General features: G+C 62.9%; 11 protein-coding genes. 4 read left to right on the plus strand and 7 right to left on the minus strand.

All coding sequences use genetic code 11. The features are described from left to right. Positions 1-8: 8 nt before the first annotated feature. From FN835_RS08235 to ssb, 3 genes are all read right to left on the minus strand, one after another. On the minus strand, positions 9-779 hold the full coding sequence (locus tag FN835_RS08235; protein ID WP_142662732.1) for a sulfotransferase family protein: 771 nt from the start codon (positions 777-779) through the stop codon (positions 9-11). Then, positions 776-5,608, minus strand: coding sequence for a glycoside hydrolase family 99-like domain-containing protein (locus tag FN835_RS08240; RefSeq protein ID WP_142662733.1), 4,833 nt, complete (start codon positions 5,606-5,608; stop codon positions 776-778). The genes FN835_RS08235 and FN835_RS08240 overlap by 4 nt, the downstream gene beginning before the upstream one ends. Before the next feature lie 133 nt (positions 5,609-5,741). After that, positions 5,742-6,287: a single-stranded DNA-binding protein gene (gene ssb, locus FN835_RS08245; protein WP_142662734.1), complete on the minus strand. Its 546-nt coding sequence runs from the start codon at positions 6,285-6,287 to the stop codon at positions 5,742-5,744. A 197-nt stretch (positions 6,288-6,484) separates the two neighbouring features. On the opposite strand from ssb, the gene FN835_RS08250 reads away from it, so the two are divergent. Continuing rightward, a complete protein-coding gene (locus tag FN835_RS08250) occupies positions 6,485-7,129 on the plus strand; it encodes a lytic transglycosylase domain-containing protein (protein WP_142662735.1) in 645 nt (214 codons plus the stop codon). A 31-nt stretch (positions 7,130-7,160) separates the two neighbouring features. Here the strand turns inward: FN835_RS08250 and FN835_RS08255 are convergent, their stop codons facing one another. Further along, a complete protein-coding gene (locus FN835_RS08255; RefSeq protein WP_425467464.1) occupies positions 7,161-7,724 on the minus strand; it encodes a lipid-binding SYLF domain-containing protein in 564 nt (187 codons plus the stop codon). A 78-nt stretch (positions 7,725-7,802) separates the two neighbouring features. After that, complete coding sequence (gene hemB / locus FN835_RS08260) at positions 7,803-8,798, minus strand: porphobilinogen synthase (RefSeq protein WP_142662854.1); 996 nt, start codon at positions 8,796-8,798, stop codon at positions 7,803-7,805. A 152-nt stretch (positions 8,799-8,950) separates the two neighbouring features. Here hemB and FN835_RS08265 point away from each other — a divergent pair, with 152 nt between their 5' ends. After that, entirely contained in the window at positions 8,951-9,508 is a 558-nt protein-coding gene (locus tag FN835_RS08265) for a hypothetical protein (RefSeq protein WP_142662737.1), read from the plus strand. A 42-nt stretch (positions 9,509-9,550) separates the two neighbouring features. Further along, positions 9,551-13,009, plus strand: a complete 3,459-nt coding sequence (mfd, locus tag FN835_RS08270) for a transcription-repair coupling factor (RefSeq protein ID WP_142662738.1) — start codon at positions 9,551-9,553, stop codon at positions 13,007-13,009. 692 nt (positions 13,010-13,701) lie between these two features. Here mfd and clpA read toward each other — a convergent pair. After that, positions 13,702-16,026 carry an ATP-dependent Clp protease ATP-binding subunit ClpA gene (gene clpA / locus FN835_RS08275; protein WP_142662739.1) on the minus strand — a complete coding sequence of 775 codons (2,325 nt, stop codon included), beginning with the start codon at positions 16,024-16,026 and terminating at the stop codon, positions 13,702-13,704. A 263-nt stretch (positions 16,027-16,289) separates the two neighbouring features. Further along, the gene (gloB, locus tag FN835_RS08280) at positions 16,290-17,036 is read right to left on the minus strand and encodes a hydroxyacylglutathione hydrolase (protein ID WP_142662740.1); all 747 of its coding nucleotides are present in this window, start codon (positions 17,034-17,036) and stop codon (positions 16,290-16,292) included. A 51-nt stretch (positions 17,037-17,087) separates the two neighbouring features. Between gloB and FN835_RS08285 the strand changes: the two genes are divergently transcribed. Then, positions 17,088-17,909: a class I SAM-dependent methyltransferase gene (locus FN835_RS08285; protein ID WP_142662741.1), complete on the plus strand. Its 822-nt coding sequence runs from the start codon at positions 17,088-17,090 to the stop codon at positions 17,907-17,909. The last annotated feature ends 6 nt before the right edge of the window (positions 17,910-17,915 follow it).

The following is a 17,915-nucleotide window of genomic DNA, read 5'->3' on the forward strand; positions in this document are numbered from 1 at the left end:
CTTCATGGTCACCATTTGAATTCCAGTCCGACCACATTGCAAAAAGCACGATAGTTCGGTTTGAACATCTCGCTAAGTCTTTCGCGCGTTTTAGGGGAAAGCACCGCTGAGTCTTTTTTCATGTGGCTGTATTTGCGTTGGCCGAATGCATCGCTGGTGATGGGATCGACCTGCACATGGCGGAAAATCCGGTTCATGGTTTCCTGCGGCTCTGCTGATAAATTCGCATTATCGACCACCATGAAGCGGTCTCCAAAAATGCGTTTGTAATGAATGGCCTTGCGATAATAGCAGCTGAATTCCAGCGTCTGGAAATGATAGATGTCAGCCGCCGAAGTCCCCGAAATCGCATGTTCGATAGGGCGTGAAAAGAATTCGTCCGCCGTCATTTCGGTGACGCCCGGTGCCTTGTTCACCTTTTTCACATGGTTGAAATGCGACAGGGCGCGATCGATGGGATGGCGCGCCAGCATGACGATCCGCGCCTGCGGGTTATAGGCATCGATCTTCGAAGGAATCGTGGGCGCCGCAGCCATATCGAAATATGTGGGACTGGCATCCATGTAGTGCTGGTTCGGAGGAAGCCCTTCGAACTGTTGATGATACCAGGCCAGCCCCTTGGCTTCGTAAAGCGAGAAGTAGTGGATTTCCTTGTCTCGTCCCGGATGGATTTCCGGGTGATGGCCCAGAAACTCGTGCAAGATCGTCGTGCCGCCCTTCATCGTGCCGACGATAAAGATGTCCGGACGGTTTGGGTTGTTCATGGTTGCGCTGGTCATATGGCTTTGCGCTTTCCGCTGTCGGTTTTGGCCTGATCCAGACCGAATTGCTGTTCAAGCTCGGCGATATAGGCGTCGGTTCTGGCCTGCCTGTCGGGGCGCTCGCCGATCATTCCTGCCGCCTTGCGCTGCATGGCGCGGATTTCGTCCAGCTGCTGGGCGTTGAAATTCGAGATGGTGACGCTGGATTGATGCCTGCGGTGATAGTTTTTCGACAGGGAGGAATAGGCCACCGAGCCCTGCGCCAGCAGGTTCAGGTAAACCGCCCAGTCGCCCGCGAAACGCAGCCCCTCGATTTCGGCCTTATGTTCGGCAAAGACCTGGCGCAGCGCATCGGCACGCATCACCACCGCCGAAGCGTTCAGGATGGTGTTCTTCAGGAAAAGCGCCTGCTCAATTTCCACCTTGCCCGAGGCGATGTAATTGCTGTCCCATTTCCCCGGCGCGATGGGGTTGGTGTAATAGCGATAATCGGCGGCCAACGGATTGCCCTCGCCGTCGATCTGCGCGGATTCGGTGTAAGAAAGGACCACATCCGGGTCTTCGAAACCGCGCATGGCGGTGGACAGGAAATCCGGCGCGGCAAGATCGTCGGCCTCGGCGATCCAGATATAATCGCCCCGCGCCAAGTCCAGCCCCTTTTGCCATTGGCGGAAGACATTGCCGGAATTCACCGTGTTCGGGACAAAGCGGATTGGGGCGGGGCTGTTTGCCGCCAGTTCCGCGATGATCTCGGGGCTGCGATCGGTCGAGCAATCGTCCAGCACGATGATTTCAAGGATCGGCATATCCTGTGCCGCGACGCTTTCGATCCGGTCGCGGATATAGGCTTCGTAATTATAGCTGGGAACGATGACCGAAATGCGCGGCACCGGCTTGCCCGCCAGCTTCAGCAGGTCAAAGGCATAGTCGGTAAAGCCGGTTTCCTCGGCGATCGCCTTGGCGGCGCGGGCGGTCATCTCGGCCCGGCCAGCGGGGCGGTCCAGCAGGCGGGCGACGGCTTCGGCCATGGCTTCGGGATCCTCGGCCTCGACCGCCAGCGCAAGGCCGCGTTCGGCCATATCCTCGGAACCCGTGACGCCTGCGAACATGATCACGGGCAGGTCCGATGCCATCGCCTCAAGCACGACCGAGGGGTAGGGGTCTTCGCGAGAGGTCAGCAGGAACACGTCCGCCGCCGCATAGAAAGGCGCGGGATCGGTCTGACGACCGGGGAAATGCACCGCATCGCGCAGGCCAAGGCTATCGGCCAGCTTCTGCACTTCGGGCAGGAAATCGCGTTCGGCATGGCCGATCCAAATCGCTTCGGCAGGCACGCCCTTGGCGCGCAGCGCCGCCAGCGCACGGACGAACAGGTCCACCCCCTTGCGATGGTCGATATAGCCCGAACCCATCAGCAAGGGCACATCTGCGCCGATGCCGTATTCCTGACGCAGGCCATCGCGCAGGCTGGGATCGTGCGGGGCGGGACGCAGATACATACCCTGCGGACGCAGCACGGCGTTTTCGACCTTGTGCCCCAGCGCCTCTTCAAAATGTTCGCGCACGATGCGGGCGGGGAAGACCACCGGCACATCCGCCGCAGCCAGATCGCCGATCTGCCGCGCCAGATCCATCTGCGCATAGACCGAGCGCATCTCATGGACCAGCGATAGCACGCCATAGCCCGCCTCGCGCAGCAGGGGCACGGCGCTGCCGGAAACTGTGGTGTTGCAGATCGCCGCCTCGCCATGTTCGTTGCGCAGGCCGCGCAGCAGGCGCAGCGCCTCGTCCCGGCGGGTCACGGGGTCGGGCAGTTCGATAAGTTCGGCGACTTCGGCGTAATCCTTGACCAAGGGGCCGCCTTCCAGCAGCACGATCTTGACCGTCAGTCCGGCCTGCCGATAGGCGCGGGCAAGGTTCAGAAGCAGGAATTGCGCACCATGCGGATGGGCGTCATGGCCGACCAGCGTGACGTGGCGCGGGCGGGCATGGGGGTCCAGCGCATCGCGCGTGGTTTCCAGCCAAGCATAGCCAAAGCGGGTATCCGGCTCCAGATGCGCGCCTTCGGCCCATTCGTTCCATGCGTTGCAGAAGATGATGCGTTCGTCCGGCGTCGGCGCGTCCAGCATGGTGCGGGTGACGGCGTTGCCCAGCCAGCGCGAATATTCCTCGGGCGTGCTGTTGAGAAAGATCGCCCCGCCCTTTTTCCGGCGCGCGGTATTGTCCCATGCCGGGCAGACCGAGCGGATCAGCCGGTAATCGGGCTGCGGATAATCGCGCGAGCGATCCACATAGGAATTCCAGTCATAGACGATGCCGGTGAATTCCGGGTCCAGATCCTTGATCTGGTCGGTCAGCACCGTGGGCGAGGCGTTGTTGGGCGGAAATTCGATCGCCGCATCGAAGCCGTAGTCGCGCGGGTCTTCGGATTCAAAGGATTGGGTATAGGCCAGATAAATCTCGCCAATGCCGTTTTCGCGGCACCAGACGCGCCAGCGTTCGGCGGTGGCCTGCGGATCGGGCAGCAGGCGCGGGCGATAGACCATGACCAAGGGCTTGCCGTCGATGCGGATATAGCGCGCATCGCGCAGATAAGGCGCGAGATCTGCGATAAAGGCAAGATCGTCCTCGGGTGAATGGTTCTGGCCGATCAGCACCTCGCTGTCCTTGCCGTCCCAGCGCCGGGTCCAGTTTTCATTCGCCCAGCAGGCGCAGAAAGGAAAATCCAGCGTCTCGGGATTGGCCAGCCATTGCTGCATCGGCTTTTCCATCAGCCGCTTGCCGTCGAACCAATACCAGTAGAAGCAAAAGCCGCCGATGCCGTAAAGCTTGGCCAGCTCGATCTGTTTTTGCTGAGCTTGAATGTCGGTCAGGTCGTAATAGCCGATGTCCAGCGGCTCATGCGGCTGGTGATGGCCGGGGAACATGGGCTTGGCGGGCCGCACATTCGTCCATTCGGTAAAGCCCGCGCCCCACCACGCATCGTTTTCCGGGAAGGTGTGGAATTGCGGCAGATAGAATGTGATCAGCCGCGCCTTGGGATCGGTCAGATTGGTCTGCACGCGGCGCGGCACGAAATGGTCGGCGGTATCGACTGTGACCCATTCGCCCGAAGCCTTTGCCGCGGGCGAGGCATCCGCCGCATCGAACCGGCTGCGCGACTTGGGTGCGGCGGGCTTTTCGAAGCGGGTGATCTGAAGGCTTTGCCATTGCTGGTAAAGCGCCGTCGTGCCGAATAGCTTGCGCCCGAAATCAGAGCCGAAAATGCGGTTCTTCCACGCGATCCGCTTGCTGGTCGAAATGGGCATCCGCCGCCATGCCGCCAGCGCCACACCACCTGCCAGCAGGCGCAGACCGCGCTGCAGCTTGCGAACGCCCCGGCCCAGTTTGCGCACCGGCGCGGTCATGCGCCACGAGCGGCTGTCATAGGTGGCGCGCAGCATTCTGGTCAGGTTTTCGATCTCGGCCAGGCGATCCTTGACGCCTTGGGCGTAATGACCGGCTTCGACGCGCTTTTCCTCATAGGCGCGGCGGCTTTCGGTCAGTTCCGTTTCCTGGGCGGTCAGGGCTGCGGTCAGGGAATGCGCCTGCGTTTCCAGATCGGACATCTGCTGTCCCATCTGCCGCGCCTGCATTTCGGTCCTTGCCAGTGCCGCTTCCGCAATTTGGCGTTGGCTTTGGCTGTCGTTCAGTGCGGCGCGCTGCGTTTGCAGATCGTGGCGCACCTGTTCCAGCGTCTGGCGCGCGGCGTCCAGTTGCCGCTGCCTTTCGCCCAGCTGCGTGCGCATGTCGCTGATATAAAGTTCGTTTTTCTTGTTCAGCTCGGACACGACATCATGAAGCTGCCAGATGCCTTTCAGGTTATGCTCCAACTCGGCATTCTTGCGGGCCAGTGTCTCGGCTTCGGTCTTGCGGGTTTCCGCATCGGCCGTCGCGCAGGCCAGCGCCTTGCGGGCATCCTGATGAAAGGGCAGCGTCAGTTCGACCAATTCCTCGAACTGCGCGCGCACGGCGTCAAGCTGGGCCAGCGCCTCGGGGTCTTGCGGGTCGCGGATCAGGCGGTCGCAGGCGGCGGTGACACGCAGCGCCAGACCGCGCGTATAGGCGGTTTCGGCCAGATCCTTTTCGGTCCAGCGGTTGTGACGCGCATCGCCCACAATGGCCTGCGCGACCAGCGGCGCGATTTCGTCCAGATCATGCGGCCATTCGATGCCCAGATCGTCCGCCATGCGACGAAACTGCGCGCGCCAATCCCCGAACAGGCTGTCATAGGACACGAAGCTGCGTTTCAGCCCTCGGCTGGCCTGTTCGGCATCGAGGAAATGGCGCAGCCACAGCAGCACGCCTTCGCGCAGCGTCATGCCATCGCGCGTGGCCAGTGAGCTTGCGACCTCCAGCGGGTTGCGAAACGGGATGACGGCCAAGGGTGCGATCCCTTCGGCCTCAAGCGCGCGCAGCAAGGGCGGCAGCATGCGGCAAGTGCGCGGTTCCTTGACCACGCTCAGCGGGGCGTCTCCCAGCTCGGCCGCGATAAAGCCACGCAGGTCCGAGATGTAATGCGCCAACAGATCGCTGGGTGCCTTGGCCAGATCTATCCGGGACCAGTCATCCCACGAACTGCCCAGATCCCGCAAAAGCTGTTCGTTGCGGTCGTTCAGCACCACCGGTTCGAAATGGCCGTATTCGTTATCCTTGGTCGCGCCGATCAGACGCTTGGGCAGCGCCGCGCCTGCAATCCCCAAAAGCTGGGCCAGCACACTTGTTCCCGAACGGTGCATCCCCAGCACAAGCAGGCATTGGCGGGTGGATGCAGTCTTTTTCGGGGTCTTGGAACGCTTGCTGGACAAGTTGTATCTCTCGAAGGAATTTCAGCGCAGCTTGGCGACAGTCCCTGCGCGATGGGCAAGGATGTCTGGCTTGGCGGCAATGGTCTGACGAAAGGCCCGCGCGGCAAAACGCCGGCGGGCCGATTTCATTCGATCAGAACGGGATCTCGTCATCGAAATCCGGGCGTCCGCCACCCGAGGACTGACCGCCCCCAGAAGCGCCGCCACGCCCGCCGCCATAGCCGCCACCGCCCGAGGACGAGCCGCCACCGCCATATTCGCCACCGCCGTAGCCGCCGCCACCATAACCGCCGTCATCATCGCGACCGCCGCCGCCACCCGAACCGCCACGCCCGTCAAGCATGGTCAATTCGCTGCGAAAGGGGCGCAGCGCCACTTCGGTCGAATAGCGGTCGTTGCCTTGCTGGTCCTGCCATTTGCGGGTTTCCAGCTGGCCTTCGACATAGACCTTGCTGCCCTTTTTCAGGAACTGCTCGGCCACGCGCACCAGCGGTTCGGAATAGATGGCGATGGTGTGCCACTCCGTGCGCTCGCGGCGTTCGCCCGAATTGCGGTCCTTCCACGTCTCCGAGGTGGCGATGCGCAGGTTCGCGACCTTTCCGCCGTTCTGGAAGCTGCGGATTTCGGGGTCTTGACCCAGATTGCCGATCAGGATCACCTTGTTCACGCTGCCTGCCATGCGTTGGTCCTTTTTAGTCGTGCATGTATTGTCGGGTTTGATCTAACGCCTTGGGGCATGGCGCGGCAAGGGGCTTGGTCTGGGCGGAAACCCGCCGATTTTTCGGGCATTGCCGTGTTCCTCCAAACGACTTGCAGCGTTCCCGTGGCTTTGCGCTATAGTGCAACGCAAAAAATATGCGGCATGAGGGACGAGAGATGCTTTCACATGAACGCGCGGGGCTGCGCCGTTTCGGTCGCGCTGCCCTTGTCCTGACGCTGGGCCTTGGCCTTGCGGCCCCTGCCTTTGCCGATGGCCTGCGCATCCAGAAAGGCGGCAAGTCGCGGATCGCCCAGTTCGAGCGTCAGACCCGCCTGATGGATTCGCGCCTGTCGGGCCAGTATGAAAAATCGGTGCGCCTGAAACCCGGCAGCGCCAGTTCCAAAAGCGTGGTGATACTGGATCTGCCCGGCAATATTCCGGCCTATCAGGGCAGCCGCCGCAGCCAGTATCTGCCCCATGCCCGCGCGATGGCGCGCAAACATGGCATCCCCGAAGACCTGTTCCTGCGCCTTGTGCAGCAGGAATCGGGCTGGAACCCCTCGGCCCGGTCGCACAAGGGCGCGCGGGGACTGGCGCAGCTTATGCCCGGCACGGCGGCCAAGCTGGGCGTCGATCCCAACGATCCGGTGCAGAACCTGGAAGGCGGCGCGCGCTATCTGAAGATGATGTATAACACCTTCGGAAGCTGGCGGCTGGCACTGGCCGCCTATAATGCCGGTCCGGGCGCGGTGCAGAAATATGGCGGCGTGCCGCCTTTCCGCGAGACCAAGAACTACGTCCGCATCATCCACGGAAGCTAAGAAAAAGGGGCCGCAATCGCGGCCCTTTCCATCAGAAGGTCGAAGGGATCACACGGGTATACTTGGTCCCCGCGATTGACGCACCAGCCATCAGCCCCGATTGGCCAAATATCATCGCAACGACCGGCTGTTGGGCGGAAATCGTGTCTGTCCCCAATGCCAACCCGCGCGAGGGCAGGGCGTAATAGGCATCCGCCTCGGCGACCCAGCCGGGGGCGCGGCGGAAATCGGCAAGTGCCGCATCGGTCTGGAAGATCAGCACATGCGCGTATTGCTGCGCGCCTATCTGAAAGCCGACGCTGGCCTGCGCCGCCGAATAGTAATCCACCGTCACATCGTTGATGCGCAGCGCACCCTGACCGTAAGCCCCGCCAAAGCCAAAGCCCGCCTCGGTCATCAGGGGCATGTAAAGCACGCCCTTGGCCGATTGCACCATGCCCGCCACGCCCGGATACATCTGCAACAGATAGTTGCGCGTGGCATCGACACGCGCATCCAGACGCGACGATGCGTTCTGCCCGACCGCATTGGTGCAGGCGGCAAGACCCGCCACAGCGCCCGCCAGCAGCAGGCTGCGACGGCTTATCACCTTGATATCGTTCATATTCGCCAAGTGCCTCTTTGCGGCGGTTGGCCCGCTCGTTAAGCCGGGATCATAGGCGGAAATACCGGATCATGCCAGCTTTTCGGCCACTTGCGGGGCGTAATAGGTCAGGATGCCGTCGCAGCCCGCCCGGCGGAATGACAGCAGGCTTTCCATGACCACATCGCGCGACAGCCAGCCATTGCGGATCGCGCCCTCCATCATCGCGTATTCGCCGCTGACCTGATAGGCATAGGTCGGCGCGGCAAACTGGTCTTTGACCATGCGGCAGATGTCCAGATAGGGCATACCGGGTTTCACCATGACCATATCCGCGCCCTCGGCCAGATCGCGGGCGACGCAGCGCATCGCCTCGTCGCGGTTGGCAGGGTTCATCTGATAGGTCTTCTTGTCGCCCACCAGCCGCCCCGAGGCGCCCACCGCATCGCGGAACGGGCCGTAAAAGCCGGATGCGTATTTCGCGGCATAGGACAGGATCGCCACGTCCTTGTGCCCCTCGGCCTCCAGCAGCGCCCGCAGCGCGCCGATGCGCCCGTCCATCATGTCCGAGGGGCCAAGGATGTCCGCCCCGGCTTGCGCCTGCACCAAGGCCATGCGGGCCAGCGCCTCGACGGTTTCGTCGTTCAGGATCACGCCGTCGCGGACGATTCCGTCATGGCCGTTGGCGTTATAGGGGTCCAGCGCGATGTCGGTCATCACGGCCAGATCGGGGGCGACTTCCTTGATCGCGCGGATGGCGCGGTTGCCGATATTGTCGGGATCCCATGCACGTTCGCAGGTCTCGGTCTTCTGGTCGGGGTCGGAATGCGGGAAAATGCAGACCGCCGGGATGTTCAGCCGCATCGCCGTTTCCGCCGCGCGCTTGGCGCCGTCCAGCGTCAGGCGTTCCACGCCGGGCATCGAGGAAATCTCGCCTGCGCCGCCCTCGATCTCGGTGACGAAAATCGGCCAGATCAGGTTCGCGGGGGTCAGGTTCACCTCGGTCGTCAGGGCACGCAGGGCGGGGGTGCGGCGCAGGCGGCGCAGGCGGGTCGCGGGAAAGGGGGCGATGATCGGGTTCTGCATGGCATGGGCCTTTCTTCGGGTGTTGCCCGGAAATTGCACCTTGCGTTGCAAGGGCGCAACCCCTGCAAGCCGCCCGTGCCGGATCAAGGTTTTCCTTTGCGCGCGCCGGGGTTAGGGTCCGCTTTGCCGCCATTTGCACGGATAGGGACAACTTGACGCAGGGCATCCTGACCATTCTTGACAGCCGTTCGTTCAGCTCGATCTGGTTCTGGCTGCTGCTGACGCTGTCATGGACCCTTGCCGGGCGGCGTATCGCGGGCGTGCCCAGCGATGTGCTGGGCGCGGTGCGCAAGCCCAAGGGGCCGGACGATCCCGCGTCGCTGATGCTGCTGGACTGGCTGTCGCTGACCTTGCCGCGCCGACAACTTGGCCGGGCCGAGGCGGTGGGGCTGATGGGCATGGCGACATTCGTCCTGACCGCGCTGTTCATCCTGGGCTTTTTCTACGGGCTAGAGATGGCGCAGGCGCTGGTCCTGCTGATGCTGCCGTTCGGGCTGCTGTTTGCAGCGGAAATGCGCTTGTCGCACCGGCTGGCCGGCATCGTCGATGCGGCGGAAAGCGGGGCGCTGACAGTCAATGACGCGGCGGCCAAGGCGGCGAAACTGATGCGACGCCAGCGCGTTGCGATCAATGTGGGATCGCTTGTGGCGGTCGCGGTGACGGCATGGCGCGGCGCGATCTGGATCGTGACGCATCCCTTTGGATTTTGAACGCGGCTTGACTCCGTCCGCGCTGGGTTTACCTGAACTGGCATGTCCGAACATCTGATCCTTTCCGGCGCTCCCGAAGGTCTTGACGCTGCGCTGGTCGCGCGCGAACTGGGCCGTGGCCAACCCGTCATCCATATCGCCCGCGACGATCGCCGCATGGCCGCGATGCGCGCGGCATTGGCGTTTTTCGCACCCCAGACCGTGGTGCTGGAATTTCCGGCATGGGACACGACGCCCTATGACCGCGTGTCCCCCGCGGGCGGCGTGATGGCGGCGCGGATGGCGGTGCTGACGGCCTTGGCCCATGGCGCGATCAAGGGGCCGTTCGTGCTGCTGACCACGCTGGCTGCCGCCATGCAGCGCGTGCCGCCCCGCGCATCGCTGCGCGAGGCCAGCTTTCACGCCAGTGCCGGCAGCCGCATGGACGAAGGGGCGCTGCGGGCGTTTCTGGCGCGGATGGGCTTTTCGCAATCGCCCACCGTGACCGAGCCCGGCGATTTCGCTGTGCGCGGCGGCATCATCGACATCTATCCGCCGGGCGATAGCGGGCCGATCCGGTTGGACCTGTTCGGCGACGTTCTGGAAAGCGCGCGGCGTTTCGACGCGGAAACCCAGCGGTCCAGCGAAAAGCTGGATCATGTCGAACTGGCCCCCATGTCCGAAGTCATCATGGACGAGGCCGCGATCACCCGCTTCCGCCAGAACTACCGCGCGGAATATGGCGGTGGTGCGCATGACCCGCTGTATGAAGGTATCAGCGCGGGCCAGAAGATGGCCGGGATGGAGCATTGGCTGCCGTGGTTTCACGACAAGCTGGAAAGCCTGTTCACCTATCTGCCCGATGCTTCGGTTGTGACGGACGACCATCTTGATCAGGTCCGCGACGTGCGCTGGCACACGATCAGCGAACAATTCGATGCGCGGCGCGAGGCATTGGCGCGCAAGGGCGGCACGGATACCGTCTATCGCCCGGTGCCACCGGCCTTGATGTTCCCCGACGAAGCGGAATGGACGGCATGGCTGAAGCCGCATCGTCTGCTGCGTCTTTCGGTGCTGCAACAGCCCCCCGGTCCGGGCGTTCTGGATGCAGGCGGGCGTGTCGGACGAAATTTCGCGCCAGAGCGTCAGGCCGAAAGCATCAACCTGTTCGGTGCCTTGGCGGATCATGTTCGAAAACTTCAAGCATCGCGGCGTGTGATCATCGCCAGCTTTTCGGATGGTGCACGCGAACGTCTGGCGGGGCTGATCGCCGATGAAGGCATCGCGGGGGCCAAGCCGATCCGCGACATCCGCGACCTGCCCGATGTGCCGGGCGCGCTGGGTCTGGCCGTCTGGCCGCTTGAGGAAGGCTTTACCTCGGACGGGCAGGCGACAGGGCCGCTGGCCGTCATCTCGGAGCAGGACGTGCTGGGCGACCGGCTGATCCGAGGCGCCAAGAAGCGCCGCAAGGCCGAGAACTTCCTGCGCGACACCACCACGCTGTCTCCTGGCGATCTGGTCGTGCATGTCGAACACGGCATCGGGCGCTATACGGGTCTTGAGACGGTCATGGCGCTGAAGGTGCCGCATGACTGCGTGGCCATCGAATATGCCGGGGGCGACCGGCTGTATCTGCCGGTGGAAAACATCGAGCTGCTTAGCCGTTACGGCCACGAAGAAGGCTTGCTGGACAAGCTGGGCGGCGGCGCATGGCAGGCGCGCAAGGCCCGGCTCAAGGAACGCATCAAGCTGATCGCCGACAAGCTGATGCGCGTCGCGGCCGAACGCCTGCTTCGTCCCGCCCCGGTGCTGGAACCCGAGCATCACGAGATCGAAAGCTTCGCAGCCCGCTTCCCCTATACCGAGACCGAGGATCAGGCGACCGCGATCAGCGACGTGACCGAGGATCTGGCGGCGGGCCGCCCGATGGACCGTCTTGTCGTGGGCGATGTGGGCTTCGGCAAGACCGAGGTGGCGATGCGTGCGGCCTTTATCGCCGCGTCGCAGGGCAAGCAGGTGGCGGTGGTCGCGCCCACGACGCTGCTGGCACGTCAGCATTTCCGCACCTTTGCCGAGCGTTTTCGCGGCACGGCGATCAATGTGCGCCCGCTGTCGCGCTTCGTCTCGGCCAAGGAGGCCACGCAGACGCGGGCGGGTCTTGCCGATGGCAGCGTCGATATTGTCGTCGGCACCCATGCGGTGCTGTCCAAACAGGTGCGTTTCAAGAACCTTGGCCTGCTGATCGTGGACGAAGAACAGCATTTCGGCGTCGCCCACAAGGAGCGCCTGAAGGAATTGCGCAGCGATATCCACGTGCTGACGCTAACGGCGACGCCGATCCCGCGCACGCTGCAACTGTCACTGACCGGGGTGCGGGATCTGTCGATCATCGGCACGCCGCCGGTGGACCGTCTGGCGATCCGCACCTATGTCAGCGAATTCGACAGTGTGACCATCCGCGAGGCTTTGCTGCGCGAGAAATATCGCGGCGGGCAAAGCTTCTTCGTCGTGCCGCGCCTGACTGACCTGCCGGATGTCGAACATTGGCTAAAGGAACACGTTCCCGAGGTCAGCTATATCGTCGCGCATGGCCAGCTTGCGGCGGGCGATCTTGACCAGCGGATGAACGCCTTTTACGACCGCGGCGCGGATGTGCTGCTGGCGACGACCATTGTGGAATCGGGGCTGGATATCCCGACCGCCAACACCATGGTGGTCTGGCGTGCCGACATGTTCGGCCTGTCGCAGCTTTACCAGATTCGCGGCCGGGTGGGGCGGTCCAAGGCGCGGGCCTATTGCTATCTGACCACCAAACCGCGCGTGCCGCTGACGCCGCAGGCGATGCGGCGGCTGAAATTCCTGGGTGCCATCGACAGCCTTGGGGCGGGTTTCAACCTTGCCTCGCAGGATCTGGACCTGCGCGGCGCGGGCAACCTGCTGGGCGAGGAGCAGTCGGGCCATATCAAGGAAGTGGGCTTCGAGCTTTATCAGGCCATGCTTGAGGAAACGATCGCCAAGCTGAAATCCGGCGAGATCGAGGGCACGCCCGAGGACGAATGGGCGCCGCAGCTGAACCTTGGCGTGCCGGTGACGATCCCAGAAAGCTATATTCCCGATCTGGACGTGCGGCTGGGCCTGTATCGCCGCCTGTCCGAGCTGACCACCAAGGTCGAGCTGGAGGGTTTTGCCGCCGAATTGATCGACCGTTTCGGGCCATTGCCGCGCGAGGTGAACACGCTGCTGCTGGTCATCCGCATCAAGGCGATGGCGAAACGGGCCAATATCTCGAAGCTGGATGCCGGGCCGAAGGGCGCGACGGTGCAGTTTCACGGCGACAAGTTCCCCAACCCCGCCGGGCTGGTCGAGTTCATCCACGAACAACGCGGTCAGGCCAAGGTCACGGACAACAAGATCGTGGTGCTGCGCGACTGGCCAACCGATGCCGACCGCATCAAGGGCGCGTTCGGCGTCGCCAAGGATCTGGCCGCCAAAATCAAGGAAGGCAAGGCGAGGAAGGGCTGAGGAGAAGGGACGCGAGGTCGGCGTGCGAAGCCGCTAGCGGCGGCGTCCTATGGGTATTTGGGGAACTAAGAAGCTGTGGGCGTGGGGAGGCTGCCAGGTTCTTTGGGCTTTTGCAGCAAGGGGCCTGATAGAGGTTTTTGATGCGGGTGTTGGCCCCGTGATCTGAAGGCCGGAAAAGTGTGATTAACCGCTTTCGGGCAGGGCTAGAGAGCCGTCGAGTCCGTTGTCGTGGAAGCATATCGAAAGAATGCCAGATCCTATTTAATGGGATCGATTGCCGACGATATGAATCACGGCCGTCGGCGAAATATCCGGCAGAACATCCTTATGGCGGATCATGAGGCCATCAACATCGCAAGAGAAATCGGCTCCAGCTTAGGGAGATGACCAAGTTGGAGCAGGGCGCCTTCAGGGAATGTGGCCGGCTTCCGCTTCGCTTACTGCCCTATACCGAACGGGAGATTGAGTAAGCACTTTCCATTCGCGTGGCGCCGGAACGGATCACCAGGAGCGCAAGTCAGCGGATCAAGAGCTGATTGAAGCTGGACGATCAACCGGAGCCAAGTTCTGTTGATCGGGTTCCGTGAGCAGGTCTAGGCTAAGATCCTGATCGCGCCCTTCCAAGCCTTACTTGGTCATTTCCGCCCTTAAAAGCAAAGGGCGGCCAGATCGGCCGCCCTTTCCTGTTTCCATCAATCCGCAGTCAGAAGCGGCGGCTTGGAGTTGCTGATGCGAGGGGCCTCGGGGCCGGTGATTTCGAAGGCGGGTTTGTCGTCTTCGATCCGAACCTTGACGATGCCGCCCTTGGTCAGGCGACCGAACAGCAATTCCTCGGCCAGCGGCTTCTTGATCGTTTCCTGTATCACGCGGCCCAGCGGACGCGCGCCCATCTTGTCGTCGTAACCCTTTTCGGCAAGCCAGTTGGCGGCTTCCGTGGTCAGTTCGATATGGACGCCGCGGTCGATCAGCTGCGCTTCCAGTTGCAGCACGAACTTTTCGACCACCTGCACGATGATGTCACGCGACAGCGGCGCGAAGCTGATCACCGCATCCAGACGGTTGCGGAATTCGGGCGTGAAGGTGCGTTCGATGGCAGCCGTATCCTCGCCCTCGCGGCGGTCGCGCCCGAAGCCGAAGGCGGCTTTTGCCTGATCGGCAGCACCAGCGTTCGAGGTCATGATCAGGATCACGTTGCGGAAATCCACCTGACGCCCGTTATGGTCGGTCAGTTTCCCGTTATCCATGACCTGCAGCAGGATATTGTAGACATCCGGGTGCGCCTTTTCGATCTCATCCAGCAGCAGCACGCAATGCGGGTGCTGGTCCACACCATCGGTCAGAAGCCCGCCCTGATCAAAACCCACATAGCCCGGAGGTGCGCCGATCAGGCGGCTGACCGCATGTTTCTCCATGTATTCCGACATGTCGAAGCGCAGCAGTTCCACGCCAAGGGTGCTGGCGAGTTGCTTGGCCACCTCGGTCTTGCCGACGCCGGTGGGGCCTGCGAACAGGTAGTTGCCGATGGGCTTTTCCGGTTCGCGCAGACCGGCCCGCGCCAGCTTGATCGACGACGACAGCGCCTCGATCGCGGCATCCTGACCGAAAACCAGACGCTTCAGCGTGGCCTCCATGTCCTTCAGCACCGCCGCATCGTCTTTCGAGACGTTCTTCGGGGGGATGCGGGCGATCTTGGCCACGACCGCCTCGATCTCTTTCGGGCCGATGGTCTTGCGGCGTTTGCTTTCGGCAACAAGATGCTGGGCCGCGCCGGCTTCGTCGATCACGTCGATCGCCTTGTCGGGCAGCTTGCGGTCATGGATGTAACGCGCGGACAATTCCACCGCCGTCTTGATGGCGTCGTTGGTATAGCGCAGGTCGTGGTGCTTTTCGAAGCTGGGTTTCAGGCCCATCAGGATCTTGATCGTGTCGGGCACGGTCGGCTCATTCACGTCGATCTTCTGGAACCTGCGCGACAGGGCGCGGTCCTTTTCGAAATGCTGGCGGAATTCCTTGTAGGTGGTCGAGCCCATGCAGCGCAGCTTGCCGCCCGACAATGCCGGTTTCAGCAGGTTTGAGGCATCCATGGCCCCGCCGGAGGTCGCGCCCGCACCGATCACCGTATGGATTTCGTCGATGAACAGGATCGCGTCGGGGTGGTCCTCAAGTTCCTTGACGACGGCCTTCAGCCGCTCCTCGAAATCGCCGCGATAGCGGGTGCCGGCCAGCAGCGCGCCCATGTCGAGCGAGAAGATGGTCGAGCCCGCCAGCACGTCGGGCGTTTCGCCGCGCGTGATCTTCAGCGCCAGACCTTCGGCAATGGCGGTCTTGCCCACGCCCGGATCGCCCACCAGCAGCGGGTTATTCTTGCGGCGGCGGCACAGGACCTGAATGCAGCGCTCAACCTCATCGGCGCGGCCGATCAGGGGGTCCACGTCGCCTTTGGACGCTTTCTTGTTCAGGTCGATGCAATATTTCGCCAATGCCGATTCATCCTTGGATGCGGCGGGCTGTTCGGGCTGGGGCTGTTCGCCCTGACCCTCGGCCCCCTGGACCGAACGACTTTCCGAGAAGGACGGGTTTTTCGCCACGCCATGCGCGATGAAATTCACCGCGTCATAACGGGTCATGTCCAGTTCCTGCAGGAAGAAGGCCGCGTTGGATTCGCGTTCCGCGAAGATCGCGACAAGGACGTTGGCCCCCGTCACTTCGGTCCGGCCCGAGGATTGCACATGGATCGCCGCGCGCTGGATCACCCGCTGGAATGCGGCGGTCGGCACGGCTTCGGAACCTTCGACATCGGTGATCAGCGTCGAAAGGTCTTCTTCGATGAATTCGACCAGCATCCGGCGCAGCTCGTCCAGATCGACATTGCAGGCCCGCATGACTTTTACCGCGTCGGGTTCATCGGTCAGCGCGAGCAGGAGATGCTCAAGTGTGGCAAGCTCATGGCGATGTTCGTTTGCCAGCGCCAGAGCGGAATGGATCGCTTGTTCCAGCGTGTTCGAAAAGGACGGCACGTTCAGCTCCTGTCAGTCGGCTGGCGGTTTGGGCCGCCAAGATGTAGCGGTCCACCTGACCAGACTGTCACGATACAGTTAAGAATTGGTGGAATTTCGCGCATTTCAAGCGGTATTTGCTGCTGCGCATGTCGAAAATCCGGCGGTTGAAACAGATGTGATGATGCGGTGCTGCAATTTCAAGCAGCCGCATATGCAGCCGCCATGATTGCGATGGCAAAGCCTGCCTCGCATCTGGGGTGGGATCGGGGGCAGGGCCGCGGTCAGAACTCATCCTTCATCTTGCGAAGCCTTGCAAAAACATCGGCATCGGACGCGCCTTTCATGCCAAGCGCATCGCGCAGTTCGGCCACCCGCAGGAAGGGGTTGGTTGCGCGTTCGTCATCAAGCGTTGCTGGCGCGCAGGGGCGACGCCCCGAGGCCGTATCCGCCAACCGTTGCCGCAATGTCTCATTGCCGGAATCTATCGAAAGGGCGAATGCGCCATTGCCCCGGCAATAATCGTGCCCAGAACAGACCAGAGTCGCGCCGGGCAATGCGTTCAGCCGCGACAGGCTGTCCCACATCATGTCCGGCGTGCCTTCGAACAGGCGGCCGCAGCCAAGTGCCATCAGGCTGTCGGCGGTAAATACCATGGCCGATCCGGGCAGGTGAAATGCGACATGACCCACCGTATGGCCCGATACGTCTACGACCTGGGCGGTTTCACCGCAAATCTGGACGGTTTCGCCGGGGCGGGTCTGAATATCCAGCGGTGGCAGGCGTGTGGCGTCCTGCGCATTGCCCAGCACCTTGGCACCCGTCGCCGCGACCAGTTCCGGCGCGGCCTGAATATGGTCGGCGTGGTGATGGGTCAGGGCGATCAGGTCCAGGCCCCAGCCCCGCGCCTGCAGCTCGGCAAGGATCGGCGCGGCTTCGGGCGCGTCGATCAGGGCGGTCTGACCGTTCCCATGCAGCAGCCAGGCGTAATTGTCGGTCAGGCAACGAACGGGGATCAGTTCCAGCGGCATTGGCATTTCCCTTGCTTTGCCCCAGTCTGGCCCCTGAGGGCAGGGGGTGCAATGCATCACGACGTGATCGAGCTGCGAAAGTTCTATTATACGCGCGCTTTGGGGCGTGTGGTTCAGCGTGTTCTGCGCGACCGGCTGACGCAGCTTTGGCCAGCGGATCAAAGCGCGGGCATGACCATGGCAGGCTATGGCTTTGCCGCGCCTTTGCTGCGCCCCTATCTGGGACGGGCGCGGCGGGTGATCAGCCTGATGCCGGGGCCACAGGGCGTCATGGCGTGGCCTGCGACGCTGCCCAACTGCTCGGTGCTATGCGATGAAACGGCATGGCCGCTGGATACGGGCAGCGTGGACCGGCTGGTCATGCTGCATGCGCTTGAGGTGGCTGAGCATCCGGGCGCCCTGCTGTCCGAGGCGTGGCGGGTGCTGGGGCCGGGTGGGCGGATGCTGATCATGACGCCGAACCGGGCCGGGCTTTGGGCGCGGTCCGATGCCACCCCATTCGGCTTTGGCCGCAGCTACACGACCGGGCAGCTGGAGGCGCAGGCCCGCAGCGCAAGATTTGTCACCGAACGCAGCGGGGCTGCCTTGTATATCCCGCCGTCGGACCGGCGTTTCTGGCTGAAAAGCGCGCAGATGTGGGAACGGGCCGGATTGCGTATCAGCCAGGTTCTTGTGGCCGGCGTGGTCATCACCGAATTCAGCAAGCAGGTGCAGGCCCCGATCGGGCGTCTGACGCGGGTCAATGTGCCAAGTCCGCTGGACGTTCTGGAGGGCATGGCGCGGCCCAAACCGGCACGCGGCGGCAAGACCGCCCGAGGCGGTGCGCCGCGCACCGGAAAGGGCAGGGGCGGGCCCGAGCGGCCGCTCGCCTGACGCGAA

Source organism: Paracoccus laeviglucosivorans (assembly GCF_900182695.1).
In the GTDB taxonomy this organism is placed as follows: domain Bacteria; phylum Pseudomonadota; class Alphaproteobacteria; order Rhodobacterales; family Rhodobacteraceae; genus Paracoccus; species Paracoccus laeviglucosivorans.

Excerpts from the sequence above, each read along its gene's own strand:
- FN835_RS08235 (WP_142662732.1), bottom strand. The coding sequence starts at position 779 with ATGACCAGCGCAACCATGAACAACCCAAACCGTCCGGACATCTTTATC.
- ssb (WP_142662734.1), bottom strand. The coding sequence starts at position 6,287 with ATGGCAGGCAGCGTGAACAAGGTGATCCTGATCGGCAATCTGGGTCAA.
- FN835_RS08250 (WP_142662735.1), top strand. The coding sequence starts at position 6,485 with ATGCTTTCACATGAACGCGCGGGGCTGCGCCGTTTCGGTCGCGCTGCC.
- hemB (WP_142662854.1), bottom strand. The coding sequence starts at position 8,798 with ATGCAGAACCCGATCATCGCCCCCTTTCCCGCGACCCGCCTGCGCCGC.
- mfd (WP_142662738.1), top strand. The coding sequence starts at position 9,551 with ATGTCCGAACATCTGATCCTTTCCGGCGCTCCCGAAGGTCTTGACGCT.
- gloB (WP_142662740.1), bottom strand. The coding sequence starts at position 17,036 with ATGCCGCTGGAACTGATCCCCGTTCGTTGCCTGACCGACAATTACGCC.
- FN835_RS08285 (WP_142662741.1), top strand. The coding sequence starts at position 17,088 with ATGCATCACGACGTGATCGAGCTGCGAAAGTTCTATTATACGCGCGCT.